The organism is Pseudomonas sp. IT-P253 (genome assembly GCF_949768125.1).
GTDB lineage: Bacteria > Pseudomonadota > Gammaproteobacteria > Pseudomonadales > Pseudomonadaceae > Aquipseudomonas.
Genome location: NZ_CATKPT010000008.1, coordinates 29,328 through 46,543 on the forward strand (window position 1 = coordinate 29,328; position 17,216 = coordinate 46,543).

The 17,216-nt window shown below is 58.5% G+C and carries 15 protein-coding genes; 8 read left to right on the top strand and 7 right to left on the bottom strand.

Annotated elements, in window-relative coordinates:
* Window positions 1-49: 49 nt before the first annotated feature.
* Complete coding sequence (dnaK, locus tag ACM6IR_RS04370; RefSeq protein WP_414906551.1) at window positions 50-1,966, bottom strand: molecular chaperone DnaK; 1,917 nt, start codon at window positions 1,964-1,966, stop codon at window positions 50-52.
* A gap of 102 nt (window positions 1,967-2,068) precedes the next feature.
* Window positions 2,069-2,635, bottom strand: a complete 567-nt coding sequence (gene grpE / locus ACM6IR_RS04375; protein ID WP_414906552.1) for a nucleotide exchange factor GrpE — start codon at window positions 2,633-2,635, stop codon at window positions 2,069-2,071.
* 240 nt (window positions 2,636-2,875) lie between these two features.
* Here grpE and recN point away from each other — a divergent pair, with 240 nt between their 5' ends.
* On the top strand, window positions 2,876-4,549 hold the full coding sequence (recN, locus tag ACM6IR_RS04380; RefSeq protein ID WP_414906553.1) for a DNA repair protein RecN: 1,674 nt from the start codon (window positions 2,876-2,878) through the stop codon (window positions 4,547-4,549).
* Between the two features lie 75 nt (window positions 4,550-4,624).
* Here recN and fur read toward each other — a convergent pair whose 3' ends face one another.
* Window positions 4,625-5,029 (bottom strand): ferric iron uptake transcriptional regulator, encoded by a 405-nt coding sequence (fur, locus tag ACM6IR_RS04385; protein ID WP_003197684.1) that lies wholly within the window; start codon window positions 5,027-5,029, stop codon window positions 4,625-4,627.
* Between the two features lie 97 nt (window positions 5,030-5,126).
* On the opposite strand from fur, the gene ACM6IR_RS04390 reads away from it, so the two are divergent.
* Window positions 5,127-5,654, top strand: coding sequence for an outer membrane protein assembly factor BamE (locus ACM6IR_RS04390; protein ID WP_414906554.1), 528 nt, complete (start codon window positions 5,127-5,129; stop codon window positions 5,652-5,654).
* A 60-nt stretch (window positions 5,655-5,714) separates the two neighbouring features.
* Here ACM6IR_RS04390 and ACM6IR_RS04395 read toward each other — a convergent pair whose 3' ends face one another.
* The 3 genes from ACM6IR_RS04395 to ACM6IR_RS04405 are packed head-to-tail and all read right to left on the bottom strand — an operon-like array spanning window position 5,715 to window position 7,867.
* Window positions 5,715-6,029, bottom strand: a complete 315-nt coding sequence (locus ACM6IR_RS04395) for an RnfH family protein (RefSeq protein ID WP_414906555.1) — start codon at window positions 6,027-6,029, stop codon at window positions 5,715-5,717.
* A complete protein-coding gene (locus ACM6IR_RS04400; RefSeq protein ID WP_201114951.1) occupies window positions 6,022-6,456 on the bottom strand; it encodes a type II toxin-antitoxin system RatA family toxin in 435 nt (144 codons plus the stop codon). The genes ACM6IR_RS04395 and ACM6IR_RS04400 overlap by 8 nt, the downstream gene beginning before the upstream one ends.
* 7 nt (window positions 6,457-6,463) lie before the next feature.
* Window positions 6,464-7,867, bottom strand: a complete 1,404-nt coding sequence (locus ACM6IR_RS04405; RefSeq protein WP_414906556.1) for a sodium-dependent transporter — start codon at window positions 7,865-7,867, stop codon at window positions 6,464-6,466.
* Window positions 7,868-7,985: 118 nt separating this feature from the next.
* Between ACM6IR_RS04405 and smpB the strand changes: the two genes are divergently transcribed.
* Entirely contained in the window at window positions 7,986-8,468 is a 483-nt protein-coding gene (gene smpB / locus ACM6IR_RS04410) for an SsrA-binding protein SmpB (protein WP_028623113.1), read from the top strand.
* A gap of 101 nt (window positions 8,469-8,569) precedes the next feature.
* Here smpB and ACM6IR_RS04415 read toward each other — a convergent pair whose 3' ends face one another.
* A complete protein-coding gene (locus tag ACM6IR_RS04415; protein ID WP_414906557.1) occupies window positions 8,570-9,337 on the bottom strand; it encodes a GntR family transcriptional regulator in 768 nt (255 codons plus the stop codon).
* Between the two features lie 262 nt (window positions 9,338-9,599).
* Between ACM6IR_RS04415 and ACM6IR_RS04420 the strand changes: the two genes are divergently transcribed.
* From ACM6IR_RS04420 to ACM6IR_RS04440, 5 genes are all read left to right on the top strand, one after another.
* On the top strand, window positions 9,600-11,294 hold the full coding sequence (locus ACM6IR_RS04420; RefSeq protein WP_414906558.1) for a lactate permease LctP family transporter: 1,695 nt from the start codon (window positions 9,600-9,602) through the stop codon (window positions 11,292-11,294).
* A 151-nt stretch (window positions 11,295-11,445) separates the two neighbouring features.
* On the top strand, window positions 11,446-12,270 hold the full coding sequence (locus ACM6IR_RS04425; protein WP_414906559.1) for a (Fe-S)-binding protein: 825 nt from the start codon (window positions 11,446-11,448) through the stop codon (window positions 12,268-12,270).
* A complete protein-coding gene (locus tag ACM6IR_RS04430) occupies window positions 12,267-13,721 on the top strand; it encodes a LutB/LldF family L-lactate oxidation iron-sulfur protein (RefSeq protein ID WP_414906560.1) in 1,455 nt (484 codons plus the stop codon). Before ACM6IR_RS04425 ends, ACM6IR_RS04430 begins: the two co-directional genes overlap by 4 nt.
* Window positions 13,721-14,392 carry a LutC/YkgG family protein gene (locus ACM6IR_RS04435; RefSeq protein ID WP_414906561.1) on the top strand — a complete coding sequence of 224 codons (672 nt, stop codon included), beginning with the start codon at window positions 13,721-13,723 and terminating at the stop codon, window positions 14,390-14,392. Before ACM6IR_RS04430 ends, ACM6IR_RS04435 begins: the two co-directional genes overlap by 1 nt.
* A complete protein-coding gene (locus tag ACM6IR_RS04440) occupies window positions 14,389-17,199 on the top strand; it encodes an FAD-binding and (Fe-S)-binding domain-containing protein (RefSeq protein WP_414906562.1) in 2,811 nt (936 codons plus the stop codon). Before ACM6IR_RS04435 ends, ACM6IR_RS04440 begins: the two co-directional genes overlap by 4 nt.
* The last annotated feature ends 17 nt before the right edge of the window (window positions 17,200-17,216 follow it).

Consider the following 17,216-nt stretch of genomic DNA (forward strand, 5'->3'; position numbering starts at 1 on the left):
ACATCCTACCAGTCACCGCCTGAAGGCAGTCAACCGGGCGACCAATAACTTACTTGTGGTCTTTGACTTCTTCGAACTCAGCATCGACAACGTCGTCCGCTTTTTCAGCTTTTTCGTCGTGCGGTGCTGCGCCTTCAGCTGGCTGAGCCTGTTCGGCATACATCTTCTGCGCTACTGGAGCGGAGACTTTCGACAGCTCTTCAACCTTGGCTTCGATTGCAGCCTTGTCGTCGCCTTTAACAGCGGCTTCCAAAGCAACCACAGCCGCTTCGATTGCAGTCTTTTCTTCGGCAGTCACTTTATCGCCAGCGTCAGCGACCATTTTGCGAGTCGAGTGAACCAGCGCATCGCCCTGGTTGCGAGCGGTTGCCAGCTCTTCGAACTTGCGGTCTTCGTCGGCGTTGGTTTCAGCATCGCGAATCATCTGCTGAATCTCTTCCTCGGACAGACCGGAGTTGGCCTTGATCACGATCGACTGAGTCTTGCCGGTGGCCTTGTCTTTGGCGCCTACGTGTAGGATGCCGTTGGCGTCGATGTCGAAGGTCACTTCAATTTGCGGCACGCCACGTGGTGCTGGTGGAATCTCGGCCAGGTCGAACTTGCCCAGGGACTTGTTCTGGGCAGCTTGCTTACGCTCGCCTTGCAGCACGTGAATGGTCACAGCGCCCTGGTTGTCGTCGGCTGTCGAGAACACTTGCGATTTCTTGGTAGGAATCGTGGTGTTTTTCTCGATCAGCGCGGTCATCACGCCACCCATGGTTTCGATACCCAGGGTCAGCGGGCTGACGTCGAGCAGCAGAACGTCTTTCACGTCGCCGGCCAATACTGCGCCCTGGATAGCAGCACCCATGGCAACGGCTTCGTCAGGGTTCACATCTTTACGCGCTTCTTTACCGAAGAATTCGGTCACCAGCTTCTGAACCAGTGGCATACGGGTCTGACCGCCGACCAGGATCACGTCGTTGATGGCGCCAATGTCGATGCCGGAGTCTTTCAGAGCGATGCGGCAAGGTTCGATGGTGCGTTGAACCAGGTCTTCTACCAGCGCTTCGAGCTTGGCGCGGGAGATTTTCACGTTCAAGTGCTTGGGACCGGTGGCGTCTGCAGTGATGTACGGCAGGTTCACGTCGGTCGACAGAGCAGAGGACAGTTCGATCTTGGCTTTTTCAGCGGCTTCTTTCAGGCGCTGCATCGCCAGCGGGTCACCTTTAAGGTTCATGCCGCTTTCTTTCTTGAATTCGTCGACGAGGTAGTCGATCAGGCGAATGTCAAAGTCTTCACCGCCCAGGAACGTGTCACCGTTGGTGGCCAGTACTTCGAACTGGTGCTCGCCATCGACTTCAGCAATTTCGATCACGGAAACGTCGAAAGTACCACCGCCCAAGTCGTAAACGATCACGGTGTGATCGCCTTTCGCCTTGTCCATACCGTAAGCCAGAGCGGCTGCGGTTGGTTCGTTGATGATACGTTTTACGTCCAGGCCCGCGATACGGCCGGCGTCTTTGGTCGCCTGACGCTGGCTGTCGTTGAAGTAAGCCGGAACGGTGATGACCGCTTCGGTCACTGGCTCGCCGAGGTAGTCTTCGGCAGTTTTCTTCATTTTCTTCAGAATTTCAGCCGAGATTTGTGGCGGCGACATTTTCTGGCCGTTCACTTCAACCCAAGCGTCGCCATTGTCAGCCTTGGCGATTTTGTAAGGCACCATCTTGATGTCTTTCTGAACGACTTCTTCGTCGAACTTACGACCGATCAAACGCTTCACCGCGTACAGGGTGTTGTGCGGATTGGTCACTGCCTGACGCTTGGCCGACTGACCCACGAGGATCTCGCCATCGTTGGCATAAGCGATGATCGACGGCGTAGTACGCGCGCCTTCAGCGTTCTCAATAACTTTGGCTACGCCGTTTTCCAGCACGGAGACGCAGGAGTTGGTAGTCCCCAGGTCGATACCGATAATTTTGCCCATGTTCACTCTCCCGAAACTTTGGATTTGGTTGCCGCAGCAGTGGTGGCTAACTGCGGTAGCACTTAAACGCTTGACTTCTAAATGGGGGCCTTGCGGCTAATTTCAAGCCTGCTCGTCAATCGAAGGCGAAACCGGCGCAGGCGCCTTGCTGACGACGACCATGGCCGGACGCAGCAGGCGCCCATTGAGCTGGTAGCCCTTCTGGAACACCTTGAGCACGCTGTTCGGCTCAACGTCGGCGCTTTCCTGCATGGCCATCGCCTGATGATGAACAGCGTTGAACGGCTCGCCATGCGGATCGATCGCTTCCAGGTGATAACGCTTCAAGGTGTCTTGAAACATCTTCAGGGTCAGCTCGATGCCTTCGCGCATTGGGCGAATGCTTTCGTCGTCCGGGTTGGACAACTCCAGGCCTCGCTCCAGGCTGTCAACGATCGGCAGCAAGTCGCTGGCGAATTTTTCCAGCGCGAATTTGTGAGCCTTTTCGACATCCTGCTCGGCGCGACGGCGGACGTTCTGCAGATCGGCGGCTACACGCAAAGCCTGATCCTGTGCGCCTGCCAGTTGCTCTTCGAGCACTTGTACACGAGCCGCCAGGTCTTCACCCGAAGCCGCGGCCCCTTGGTTGGCGTCTTGATTTTGCGTATCCACTGTCTGTTCGTCAGCCATAGATTTCTCCTTTCAATATCGTCCGCGAGCTCAACTCGCGCTTCTGCCCAGCTATATGGGGCCGCAAAAACGAGCTTCAAGGGGGACTTGATGATTAACCCTACAAAAACAACTGCATTGTCACTCCATACCGCTCCAAGTATTTCGTCGGACCAAGCACATCGAGCTAAAGGAGGGCATTGTCAGCCAGAAACAAAACACTGTATAAATAACCAGACCTAAAGCCTGGGAGCGGCCTTTATGCTGGTGCACCTGTCCGTACACAACTACGCCATCGTTGAACATCTCGATCTCGAACTCGATCGCGGGATGAGCGTGATCACTGGGGAAACCGGCGCCGGCAAGTCGATCATGCTCGACGCCCTGGGCCTGACCCTGGGCGATCGCGCCGACAGCGGCGTGGTCCGTCCCGGCGCCGACAAGGCGGACATCCTGGCAACGTTCGACCTGATCGACATTCCGGAAGCCAGCGCCTGGCTGGCCGAGCGCGATCTCGAGAGCGACGGCCCCTGCATCCTGCGCCGGGTCATTACTGCAGAAGGGCGATCACGCGGCTATATAAACGGCACGCCCTGCCCGCTCGGCGATCTCAAGGCATTGGGTGAGTTGCTGATCGATATCCACAGCCAGCATGAGCACCAGTCCCTGCTCAAGACCGACACCCACCGCCGCTTGCTCGACGAATACGCAGGCGCCACCGACCTTGCCCGCCAGGTACAGTTGGCCGCCCAACGCTGGCGCCAGACCCGCCAAGAGCTGGAGCGCCTCTCCAACTCCGGCGACGAGCAACGCGCTCGCCATCAGTTGCTCAGCTATCAACTGGAAGAGCTGGAAAACCTCGGCCTCGGCGAAAACGAGCTGGAACAACTGGAGCAGGAACACAAGAACCTCACCAACGCCGAAACCCTGCTGGGCATCTGCCGACAAGTGGTCGAACAGTGCAGCGAAAGTGATTCCGGCAATGTCCTGAATGCGTTGACCGCCAGCCTCAATCGCTTGTCGAGCGTCAACAATTCGATCGGCGCCCTGGGTGAGGCCAGCAGCCTGCTGACCAGCGCGCAGATTCAGGTTGAAGAAGCCGTGGGCGAGCTGAATCGCTTCCTTGATAACTTTGACGCCGACCCAGCGCGCCTTCAGTACCTGGAAGAACGCCTTGATGCGATCTATACCATGGCGCGCAAACACCGTATCCAGCCAACCGAAGTTGCCGATATGCAGCAAAAACTGCTGGATGAAATCGAAACCCTGAATGCCAACGATGAATCCATCGAACGACTGAGCGACGAACTGGCCGCTTACGCCCGCCACTATCAGGAGAAAGCGAGGGACCTGAGTGACTTGCGCCATCAAGCTTCGAACAGCCTGGCCAGTGCCGTGGAGCAGGAAATCCAGCGTCTGGGCATGCCCGGCGGGCGCTTTACCATCGAACTGCGCCCCAACAGCAGCGATGAACTGCTACCTAATGGCCTGGAACAGGTAGAACTATTGGTGAGCGCCAACCCCGGGCAGCCGCTCAAAGCCCTGGCGAAGGTTGCATCGGGTGGCGAACTGTCGCGGATCAGCCTGGCCATTCAGGTCATCACCGCGCAGACCTCTCGCGTACCTACTTTGGTGTTCGACGAAGTGGACGTGGGCATCGGTGGCCCGACCGCCGAGATCGTCGGCCAATTGCTACGCCGACTCGGTGAACGCGGGCAGGTTCTGACGGTGACTCACTTGCCGCAAGTGGCAGCACAGGGTCATCAGCACCTGTTTGTGCACAAAGTGCGCGGCGAGGATGCGACTCACACGGCGGTCTCCAAGTTAAGCAAGAACGATCGTGTCGAAGAAGTGGCGAGGATGCTGGGCGGCATTGATCTGACCAAGGAATCCTTGGCTCACGCGAAGAAAATGGTCATCACCGCAAAAATTTAACAACAGCAGAAAGCACGAAGGCGACCCTGGGGTCGCCTTCGCTCGTTTCGCGAACCTTTAATTCGCGCGACATGCTTACTTTTTCTTGCGTACGTACAGCACCAAATTGTGATCAACCATCTCGAAGCCATATTTGTCGACGATGGCTTTCTGTAGCCGCTCGATTTCTTCGTCGAAGAATTCGATGACTTCACTGGTCTCGACATTGACCATATGGTCGTGATGCTTGCCGTCGTCCAGCTCGAAGACCGCATGGCCTCCGTCGAAGTTGTGCCGCACCACAAGGCCAGCTGCCTCGAACTGAGTCAGAACACGGTAAACCGTGGCCAGGCCGACGTCCTCACCAGCCTCCATCAGCGCCTTGTATACATCTTCGGCGCTCATGTGGCGTTGCTCGGCGGAATCGAGCATTTGCAGAATTTTGACCCGTGGAAGGGTCACTTTGAGGCCGGCTTTGCGTAGTTCGCTATTTTCAACCATGGTCAGCTTTCTCGCGATGCTGCTTCGCAGCTTCTCTTAATGCGGGTATGATCGGCGTTTACGTTGTCCCAGCCAAGATAGTGGAAGTCGCCCACCGATGCAAAACACCAAGCTCTTGCTAACCAGTTTCACCTTTGTGGGACTGCTCGCACTCGCCGGTTGTTCATTCCCCGGGGTTTACAAAATCGACATCCAGCAGGGCAATGTCGTCACGCAGGACATGATAGACCAGTTACGCCCGGGAATGACCCGCAAGCAAGTACGGTTTATTATGGGCAACCCGCTGCTGACCGACACGTTCCATGCCGATCGCTGGGATTACCTGTATAGCCTGCAACCCGGTGGCGGTGAACGCCAACAGGAACGCATTAGCGTCATCTTCAGCCCTAACGACCAGCTTGTCAGCCTCTCTGGTGACTTCAGACCAGGCGTGAGCCGCGACGAAGCCATTCTGGGCAAGGACAGCGGCACGAAAGTGACCACTCCTGTAGAGAACGCCGAGAAGCCGAAACCGGAAAAACCGGTCAAGCCAGGTTCGTTGCTGGACCAGATTCAGAAGGACGTCGACGGCGTAGAAACCGTTCCGGTCCCGACTCCAGAACCTCTGGAAACCTCGCCGCAATAATTTGCGACGCAATAAAAAACCCGGCATCTCCGGGTTTTTTATTGCCTGACGTTCAGCACGTTATTGATTTCGAGCCTTGGCCTCGGCAGCCTTGACGGCACGCAACCGGCGAACCTCTTTCGGATCAGCCAGCAATGGCCGGTAAATCTCGATGCGATCCCCCGCCTGCATCAGTCGCGTGTCTGGATCAACGATCACTTTGCCGAAGATCCCTACCGGACAATCAACCAGATTCAGCTCTGGAAACTCCCTGGCCATCCCCGATTTCAACAAAGCCGCCCGCACAGTCGTGCCTGTGGGCACCGTCAGGCAGAGAAGCACCTGACGATCAACGGCGGCATACACCACCTCAACCTCGATCATGAGCTCAACCATGCATCTGCTTGGCGCGTTGGCAGAACGCATCGACCAGCGTATTAGCCGCCTGATTGAACAACGGTCCCAAGGTCGCGCGAACAATCGGCCCGGCGTAATCGAACGACAGGTCCAGACTGATCTTGCAGGCCTTATCGGTTAATGCCTTGAACACCCAGATGCCATGCAACTGAGTGAACGGACCCTCCTCGAGATTCATCTCGATTGATTGTCCGGGCACCAAAATATTACGCGTCACAAAGTGCTGGCTGAGGCCACCCTTGGCCACACCCACGCTGGCGCGCATGTGCTCGGGCGAGCTTTCCAGCACTTCGGCGGCAGAGCACCACGGTAGAAACTCCGGATAACGTGCCACGTCGTTGACCAGGTCATACAGCGCTTGTGCCGGGTACGGCAGCAAGGCCGAACGTTGAATGTGTGTCGTCATGTCAGCGTCACTTCCACAGCTGGGCGGCAAACACTACGAGAATGCCGATGGGCGCCACATAGCGCATCAAGAACAAGGACAGGGCGAATAGCACCGGGCTACGGATCGACAACTCGTCGCGCACCGTTTCACGGCCCATCACCCAGCCCGCAAACACCACGAAACACAAACCACCGAGTGGCAACATGATCCGCGAAGTAAAGAAATCAATGACCCCAAAGAAGTCCAGGCCACCGGCAGCGCCCCACTGGTAGAGATGAAACATCCCACCGTCGCTCACGAAAAATTTGGCCTGCTTCCAGATATTGAAGGAAAACACCGTGCCCAGACCGACAAACCAGCAGATGAACGCCAGCCAGAAGGTCACCCAGGCGCGGCTGACTTTTGTCCGTTCAACCAGGTAAGCCACCATGGGTTCGAGCAAGGAAATCGCTGAACTCCAGGCCGCAATCGCCACCAACACGAAGAACACTACGCCCATCAGCTGGCCGAACGCTACGTTACCAAAGGCAAATGGCAGGCTGACAAACATCAGACCAGGGCCTTCGCTCGGGTTCAGGCCGGCGGCGAACACAATCGGAAACAATGCCAGACCGGCCACCAGGGAAACGAAGGTGTCGAGCAACGCCACGCCAACGATGGTGCCGGAAATCGATGAATGCTTAGGCATGTAGGCGCCGTAGATCATGATCGAGCCGACCCCTACGCTCAGGGAGAAAAACGCGTGCCCCATCGCGGGCAGTAAACCGTCGAGTACTTTTTCCGGGTGGAAGTCGAACATGAAATGCACGCCCTCCATGAAGTGGCCGGTGGTCATGCTATAGCCGAGCAGAACAATCACCATCACAAACAGCAGCGGCATCATGATCCGCAAGCTGCGCTCCAGACCGGCGACCACACCCTTGGCGATCACGGCCGCGGACAGCAGCATAAATATTGTGTGCCAAAGTGTCAGGCGCCAGGGATCGGCGATCACATGACCGAAGTACGCGCCGACCTGATCGGCCGTCACACCCTGGAAGTCACCGCGCCCCATGTCGATGATGTAATCCAGCGACCAGCCGCCGACAACACTATAGAAAGACAGAATCAGCAAAGCCGTGATCATCCCGGCAAAGGCGCCCCAGGACCATTTCGCCGAATGCCCCGCTTCCAGCGCCAGCACCTTCAAGGCATTGGCCGGGCTCTGGCGGGCACGGCGGCCGATCAGGGTTTCCGCGAGCATGACGGGCATACCGATCAGCGCGATACAGACCAGAAACATCAACACAAACGCGCCGCCACCATAGACGCCGACCATGTACGGGAACTTCCATATGCTACCCAGCCCCACGGCCGAACCGGTCGCGGCGAGTATGAAGACCCAGCGGCTAGCCCAACTGCCGTGGACTGAAACCTTGTCTGTCGACATCCTTAACACGCCCAAGCATTCAAAAAAGAGGCCGCATTGTCCGGGATTCAATCAACCTGCTCAAGCACGCAGCATCACCGTAGCCGACTCGCTTGCAACTCCCTATAATGCCGCCCCTATGGCTAAACAGAAGAAACACCCAACAGGGACCATCGCGCAGAATAAAAAGGCGCGACACGATTACTTCATCGAACATCGGTTCGAGGCTGGTCTGGTCCTGGCCGGCTGGGAAGTAAAAAGTCTGCGGGCAAGCAAGCTCCAACTGGTTGACAGTTATGTGCTGCTCAAGGATGGCGAAGCCTGGCTGCTCGGCAGCCACATCACGCCCCTGATGACGGCCAGCACCCACGTCATCGCTGACCCGACCCGCACCCGAAAATTGCTGCTCAACCGGCGCGAGCTGGAAAAGCTGGCCGCTGCCGTGCAGCAAAAGGGTTACGCCTGCGTGTGCCTGTCCTGGTATTGGAGCAAGCACATGGTCAAGTGCGAGATCGCTTTGGGCAAGGGCAAGAAGGAATACGACAAGCGTGATACCGAACGCGAACGCGACGCCGGTCGCGAATTGCAGCGTGCGGTTCGCAACAAGGGCAAGGAAGATTAATCTTTCACCTTGAGATCGCTTTCGCGGGCAAGCCTCGCTCCTACGGGACTCCCTGTAGGAGCGAGGCTTGCCCGCGAACGTTTCACCGCAAATTTACCTGACTACATCCCCTTGCGTCGCTCCGCCCGAGCCATGCGCTGTACTTCTTGCCGCACCTCCTCGAGTACTTCCTGCACATACAAGATGTGTCGGCTGGAGACTTCCCGCGCCTGTTCCGCCCTGCCTTCGATAATGGCCGTGTACAACTCCCGGTGCTGAGTAATCAGCATGTCGCGGGTTTCGGTGCGCTGCTTGTACATGCCGCCAATGTTGGTCACCACGTTACGCTTGAGCAGATCGAACAGCCCGCGAATGGTGTGCAATAACACCGCGTTGTGACTGGCCTCGGCGATTGCCAGGTGAAATTTCGCATCCGCCGCGCCCTCTTCCGCACGACTGACTTCATCGTGACGTGTGTAGCAGTCCTGCAATTCGTTGAAGGCCGTGGTCAGCCGCTCGCGATCAACATCCGTCGCACGCAATGCCGCGTAGTAGGCGCATGAGGCTTCCAGGGTATGGCGAAACTCCAACAGATCGCGCTGAGCTTCGGGATTACTTTCCAGCAGGTGCAACAGCGGATCGCTAAAGGTCGACCCCAGCGACTCCACCACATAATTCCCGCCGCCCTGACGACTGACCAACAGCCCTTTGGCCGCCAGTTTCTGAATCGCTTCACGCAACGAAGGGCGTGACACGCCGAACTGCTCAGCCAGCGCGCGCTCGGCCGGCAAGCGCTCGCCAGCTTTCAGCGTGCCTTCGAGGATCATTCCCTCAAGCCGCTCGACAATATCGTCAGACAAACGGCGCTGACGAATCTGATCAAACCCCATAACTCATTTCTCCAAGGTCCCGACGGCTCGCCGGGGCCTCTATTCTGGCCCATAGGCGCTGCGCCAGCACCTACTCAGGCGGTATTTGATCGAGCGGTCCGCGGGATCTGCGCATCGCGTATTCGACAAAAGTTTTAGGGCGGCAAATTGACACACCACCTAGAAGGCTTTTACCCTAGCCAACAGCGATTGTAAATTGGTATTACCAATTAACCAAGCACGCTGACAGTGCCTGACCAACAACAATTAGGGGCCACCCCATATGCAAACCTGGCAACAGCTCTATACCCCGCTCGGCAGTCTCGGCGTGTCCGCGCTCGCAGCCGTTATCCCCATCGTATTTTTCTTCCTGGCGTTGGCCGTGTTCCGCCTCAAAGGCCATGTGGCCGGCAGCATCACGCTCGCCCTGTCCATTGCAGTGGCCATCTTTGCCTTCCAGATGCCGGTCGACATGGCTTTCGCGGCAGCCGGGTATGGCTTCGCCTACGGTTTGTGGCCGATTGCCTGGATCATCGTGGCGGCCGTATTCCTCTACAAATTGACGGTCAAGAGCGGCCAGTTCGAAGTGATCCGCAGCTCCGTGCTGTCGATCACCGACGACCAGCGCCTGCAAGTGTTGCTGATCGGCTTTTGCTTCGGTGCGTTTCTTGAAGGTGCAGCCGGTTTCGGCGCACCGGTAGCGATTACCGCCGCACTGCTTGTAGGACTGGGTTTTAACCCGCTGTACGCCGCAGGTCTCTGCCTGATCGCCAACACCGCGCCGGTCGCCTTCGGCGCCTTGGGGATTCCGATCATTGTTGCCGGGCAAGTCACCGGCATCGACGCGTTCAAGATTGGCGCCATGACCGGTCGTCAACTGCCGCTGCTGTCGCTGTTCGTGCCGTTCTGGCTGGTGTTCATGATGGACGGCATGCGTGGCGTGCGTGAAACCTGGCCAGCCGCATTGGTGGCCGGCTTGAGCTTTGCCGTCACCCAATACTTCACCTCGAACTTCATCGGCCCGGAACTGCCGGACATCACCTCGGCGCTCGTCAGCCTGATTTCCCTGACACTGTTCCTGAAAGTCTGGCAGCCAAGACGTGCCGCTGGCCAACACATCGCCGGCGCAGTCTCGGCTTCCGTGGTCACCGCCAGCGTCGGCGGTTTCGGCCAAAAGCGCACAACAGTGGCTTCGCCCTTCAGCCTCCTGGAAATTTTCAAAGCCTGGTCGCCGTTCCTGATCCTCACCGTATTGGTCACCATTTGGACCCTGAAACCGTTCAAGGCGATGTTTGCCGCTGGCGGCTCGATGTACAGCTGGGTGTTCAACTTCGCGATCCCGCACCTGGATCAGATGGTGATCAAGGTCGCACCGATCGTGACCGCTCCGACCGCCATTCCGGCGGTGTTCAAACTTGATCCGATTTCCGCGACCGGCACGGCTATTTTCTTCTCCGCACTGATTTCGATGCTGGTACTGAAGATCAACATCAAAACTGGTCTGACCACTTTGCGAGAGACCTTCTACGAGCTGCGCTGGCCCATTCTCTCCATCGGCATGGTGCTGGCTTTCGCCTTCGTCACCAACTACTCGGGCATGTCATCCACCATGGCGTTGGTATTGGCCGGCACTGGCGCGGCGTTCCCGTTCTTCTCGCCATTCCTCGGCTGGCTGGGCGTGTTCCTGACCGGTTCCGATACGTCGTCCAACGCGCTGTTCAGCTCATTGCAAGCGACCACCGCACACCAGATCGGCGTCAACGATGTGCTGCTCGTGGCGGCGAACACCAGCGGCGGCGTGACCGGCAAGATGATCTCGCCCCAATCGATCGCCGTGGCCTGCGCCGCGACCGGACTGGTGGGCAAGGAGTCGGATCTGTTCCGTTTCACCCTCAAGCACAGCCTGTTTTTTGCAACGATTGTCGGCCTGATCACCCTGGCTCAGGCCTACTGGTTCACCGGCATGCTGGTGCACTAAAAACTACAGGCAGCATGGAAAAAACCGACGCCGGATCACGATTCCGGCGTCAGCTATTCACAACCCGGTCTGTAAGGCTGCTGAAAGCTTCCCTCTCTATATTCGGCAGCCTCAACAGACGGATAACCGGGATCACCCGGAGACACGCCTGATGAGCGAGCTTTTTTACAACGCCGTGCCGAATGCGACCCGTGTCGCCCCGCCACTGCCCGAGCCTCGGCAATACCCCAGCGAGAAACCGTCACGGGTCTACCTGTTCGGAACCTGCGTGGTGGATTTGTTCTACCCGGAAGCCGGGATGGACGCGATTCACTTGCTGGAGCGCGAAGGCATCCGTGTCGAGTACCCGCAAGGGCAAAGTTGCTGTGGACAACCGGCCTACACCTCGGGTTACACCGAGCAAGCCCGAACCGTCGCGCGCTCGCAATTGGCGCTGTTTGCCGGGGACTATCCAGTGGTGGTGCCGTCGGGATCGTGCGCCGGGATGTTGCGCGAACACTACGCCGACTTGTTCAAGGATGAGCCGCAAACGTTGAAACAGGTCCAGGCACTGGCCGCCCGGACTTATGAACTGGCCGAGTTTCTGTTGTTTGTCTGCAAGGTACAGCTCAAGGACAGCGGCGCACCGGTGAAAGTGGCGTTGCATACGTCGTGTTCGGCGCGCCGCGAAATGAACACCCACCTGCACGGTCGTGAGTTGTTGGCGCAGCTGAGCAACGTGGAGCGTGTGGACCACAGCCACGAAAGTGAATGTTGTGGCTTCGGCGGGACTTTCAGCGTCCGTATGCCAGACATTTCCGGCGCAATGGTGGCTGACAAGACCCGGTCATTGAAGGAGTCCGGCGCGCACAAGGTACTCAGTGCCGACTGCGGTTGCCTGATGAACATCAACGGTTCGCTGGAAAAACAGAAGGAAGCGTTACGCGGCCAGCACCTGGCCAGTTTCCTTTGGCAGCGAACCGGAGGTGCCCAATGAGCATGCCGGAGCTGATTCCGACCGTTGCCGTATCGGAAGATTTTCGCACCCGCGCGCACGAGGCGTTGGGTGACGCGCAACTGCGAAACAACTTTCGCACGGCGATGGATTCACTGATGACAAAACGGGCAGCGTCCTTCAGCGATGCCCACGAAAGAGAACATTTGCGAGCACTGGGCAATGCTGTCCGCGCTCGTGCGTTATCCAAGTTGCCCGACCTGCTTGAGCAACTTGAACAGAACCTGACCCGCAACGGTGTGACAGTGCACTGGGCGGAAACGGTGGACGAGGCCAATGGCATCGTCCTCTCGATCATCCGCGCTCACGAGGGGCGGCAAGTGATCAAGGGCAAATCGATGGTCAGCGAAGAAATGGAGATGAATCATGTCCTCGCTGATCAGGGCATTGAATGCCTGGAATCGGACATGGGCGAGTACATCGTCCAGCTCGACCACGAGAAGCCTTCACACATAATTATGCCGGCGATCCACAAGAATGCCGGTCAGGTCGCGTCCTTGTTCCACGACAAACTTGGCGTGGAATACACCAAGGACGTTGACCAACTCATTCAGATCGGTCGCAAGGTCTTGCGACAGAAATTCTTCGAAGCGGACATCGGCGTCTCCGGCGTCAACTTCGCCGTGGCCGAAACCGGCACCCTGCTGCTGGTGGAAAACGAGGGCAACGGCCGCATGACTACCACCGTGCCACCCGTGCACATCGCCGTCACCGGCATCGAAAAAGTCGTGGAAAACCTGCGGGACGTGGTACCGCTGCTGTCGCTGCTGACCCGCTCGGCCCTCGGCCAGCCCATCACCACCTACGTCAATATGATCTCTGGCCCGCGCAAGGCGCATGAACTCGACGGCCCTCAGGAAGTACACTTGGTATTGCTCGACAACGGTCGCAGCCAGGCCTTTGCCGACAGCGAATTGCGCCAGACCCTGAACTGCATCCGCTGCGGCGCCTGTATGAATCATTGCCCGGTCTACACCCGAATCGGCGGCCACGCCTATGGGGAGGTTTACCCTGGGCCGATCGGAAAAATCATCACCCCACACATGGTTGGCCTGGCGAAAGTCCCGGACCATCCGAGTGCCTCGTCATTGTGCGGAGCCTGCGGTGAAGTGTGTCCGGTAAAAATTCCAATCCCTGCCTTGCTGCGTCGCCTGCGGGAAGAGAATGTCAAAGCCCCGGACAGCCCACATCAGGTCATGCGTGGCCAGGGCAGTAAGTACTCGCGCAAAGAACGTTTTATCTGGAACGCCTGGGCGAAGCTCAACAGCTCACCGACGCTGTATCGGCTGTTCGGGTTCTGCGCCACCCGCCTGCGCGCCCTCGCGCCGAGCAACGTCGGCCCGTGGACACAAAACCACAGCGCCCCGAAACCCGCTGCCCGCTCATTGCATGACATGGCCCGCAAGCATCTGGCCAAACAGGGAGATCGTTGATGAGCGCCAAGCAAAACATCCTCGCCAAATTGCGCAAAAGCCTGACGGGCACCACACCGGTGCCCGACGAGTTCGACGTCGAACTGGTGACACAGCCTTACACCTACACGCCCGAACAACGCATCCCGCAACTGCGCAAGCTGATGGAAGCGGTGCACACCGAAATCCATCTGACCTCCGGTGATGGCTGGCCCGAGTTGCTGGCGCAATTGCTGCGGGACCGCCAATTGCCGAGCCTGTTGATCGCACCGACTACGCCTCACGGTCAACGTATCACTCAGCACTGGGCGAAAAATCCTGGCCTGCCCGCGCTCAAGGGCTACGACCGTCCGGTTGAAGCGTGGAAAGCCGAATTGTTTAACGACACCCCGGCCAGCCTGACGACTACCCTCGGTGCAATCGCTGCGACGGGCAGTCTGATTCTGTGGCCAACGCGGGAAGAACCGCGCTTGATGAGCCTGGTGCCACCGGTGCACTTCGCGCTGCTCAAGGCCAGCGAAATCCGCGACAACTTCTATCAGGTCCAGCAGGAATTTGAATGGGCTCAAGGCATGCCGACCAATGCCTTGCTGGTGTCCGGCCCGTCGAAAACCGCAGACATCGAGCAAGTCCTGGCTTACGGTGCCCATGGTCCGAAAGACCTGGTGGTACTGATCCTGGAGGACCAATGACTTTACCCGCGACTTTCCTGCGTGATGCACAGAAGCTGATTCCTCCGCAGCGACGTTTCGACGACCCGCTGTCGACGTTGGCGTTCGGCACCGACGCCAGTTTCTATCGGCTGATTCCGAAACTGGTGATCCGCGTCGAGTCCGAAGATGAAGTGGTGGCGCTGCTCGAACTGGCGCAGCGGGATCAGGTGCCGGTGACCTTCCGTGCCGCCGGCACCAGCCTGTCCGGCCAGGCCATCAGCGACTCGGTACTGATCGTCCTTGGGGATAACTGGAACGGTCGCGAGATCCGTGGCCAGGGCACACAAATTCGCCTGCAACCAGGCGTTATCGGCGCTCAGGCCAACGCGTGGCTGGCACCGTTTGGACGCAAGATCGGTCCCGACCCGGCCTCGATCAACGCCTGCAAAATCGGCGGTATCGTCGCCAACAATGCCAGCGGCATGTGCTGCGGTACAGCGCAAAACACCTATCACACGCTGGCCGGCATCCGTCTGGTGCTGGCCGATGGCAGCCGCCTCGATACCGAAGATGCGGCGAGTGTTGCGGCGTTCCGTGAGAGCCACGCTATGTTGCTGGAACGTCTGGCAACGTTGGGCCGCGAGACCCGCGCCAACTCCGAATTGGCAGCGAAGATTCGCCACAAATACCGTTTGAAAAACACCACCGGCCTGTCACTCAACGCCTTGGTGGATTTCGACGAGCCTGTGGATATATTGAGCCACTTGCTCGTGGGTTCCGAAGGCACCCTCGGCTTCATCAGCGCGGTGACCTACGACACGGTGATCGACCACCCGAACAAGGCGTCGGCGCTGATCGTGTTCCCGGACGTGGAAACCTGCTGCAACGCGGTCACCGTGCTGAAAAGCCAACCGGTCTCCTCCGTGGAGTTGCTGGACCGTCGCAGCCTGCGTTCGGTGCAGGAAAAACCCGGCATGCCGGCTTTCGTACAGCACTTGTCGAACAAGGCTTGCGCCCTGCTGATCGAATCCCGCGCCGCATCCTCGACATTGCTGCACGAACAACTGGCGCAAATCATGGCGTCGCTGACTTCGTTTCCGGTGGAGAAACAGGTCGATTTCACCGAAGACCCGATCGAAAACGCTCGGCTCTGGGCGATCCGCAAGGACACCTTCCCCGCCGTCGGCGCCGTGCGCAAAACCGGCACCACGGTGATCATCGAAGACGTGACCTTCCCGGTGGAACAACTGGCCAGCGGCGTGAATCGTCTGATCGAACTGTTCGACAAACATCACTACGACGAAGCCATCCTTTTCGGACACGCCCTGGAAGGCAATCTGCACTTCGTCTTCACTCAAGGCTTCAATAACCCGGAAGAAGTCGCACGCTATCAGGCGTTCATGGACGACGTGGCGCAATTGGTGGCAGTGGAATTCGGCGGTTCGCTGAAGGCTGAACACGGTACCGGCCGCAACATGGCGCCCTTCGTCGAACTGGAATGGGGCAGCGATGCTTACCAGTTGATGTGGCAGCTCAAACGCCTGCTCGACCCCAACGGCATACTCAACCCCGACGTGGTGCTCAGCGACGACCCGCAGATCCACCTCAAGCACCTGAAACCGTTGCCGGCCGCTGACGAAATTGTCGATAAGTGCATCGAGTGCGGTTTCTGCGAGCCGGTCTGTCCGTCGAAAGGACTGACCCTGAGCCCGCGCCAACGCATCGTGATCTGGCGCGATATTCAAGCGAAGAAGCGCGCAGGCGTGGACACCAGCGAACTCGAAGCCGCTTACGAATACCAGGGCATCGACACCTGCGCCGCCACCGGCCTCTGTGCGCAACGTTGTCCTGTAGGCATCAACACTGGCGAACTGGTGAAAAAGCTCCGCAGTCGTCAGGCAACTCATACGAAAACGGCCAATTGGCTGGAAGGTCATTTCGCTACCGCACTGCAAGGCGCGCGCTTGACCCTGCACGTGGCCAACGGCGCACGGATGCTGCTGGGAGCGCCACGCCTGGCGAAACTCTCGGCAACGCTGACGCGCTTGTCCAACGGTCAGGTCCCGCAATGGACCAACGCCATGCCACAACCGGAAAAAGCCATTCGCTTTAGCCCGACCGTGTCGGACCAACGTCCTCGAGTGGTGTACCTGGCGGCCTGCGTGTCGCGGGTCATGGGCCCCGCGGCGGGTGATAAAGAGCAGATGTCGCTGTACGACAAAACCCTCGGGCTACTGGAAAAGGCCGGTTACCAAGTGGTCTTCCCGGACAATCAGGACAGCCTCTGCTGCGGCCAGCCTTTCGCTTCCAAGGGCTACTCCGAACAGGCCGAGCACAAGCGCCAGGAACTGATCGGCGCGTTGCTGCACGCCAGTCGCGGCGGGCTCGACCCGATCTACTGCGACACCAGCCCCTGCACCTTGCGACTGGTCCAGGACCTGGGCGACGTTCGACTGGACCTGTACGACCCGGTGCGCTTCATCCGTACACATTTGATGGATCGGCTGGAATTTACGCCGCAGGAAGCGCCGATCGCGGTGCACGTCACCTGTAGCACTCAACACCTGGGCGAGAGCCAGGCGCTGATCGATCTGGCGCGCAAGTGCAGCAAAACCGTGGTTATCCCCGAAGGCATTCACTGCTGCGGGTTTGCCGGCGACAAGGGTTTCACTACGCCGCAATTAAATGCTCACGCCCTGAGAACGCTCAAGGACGCGGTTCAGCAGTGCAGCGAGGGGATTTCGACCAGTCGCACCTGTGAGATTGGACTGACGCAACACGGCGGAATTGACTACCACGGGCTAGTCTATCTGGTGGACCGCGTGACCAAGGCCAGGGTGACCTGATCGCCAGACCTCAAGGA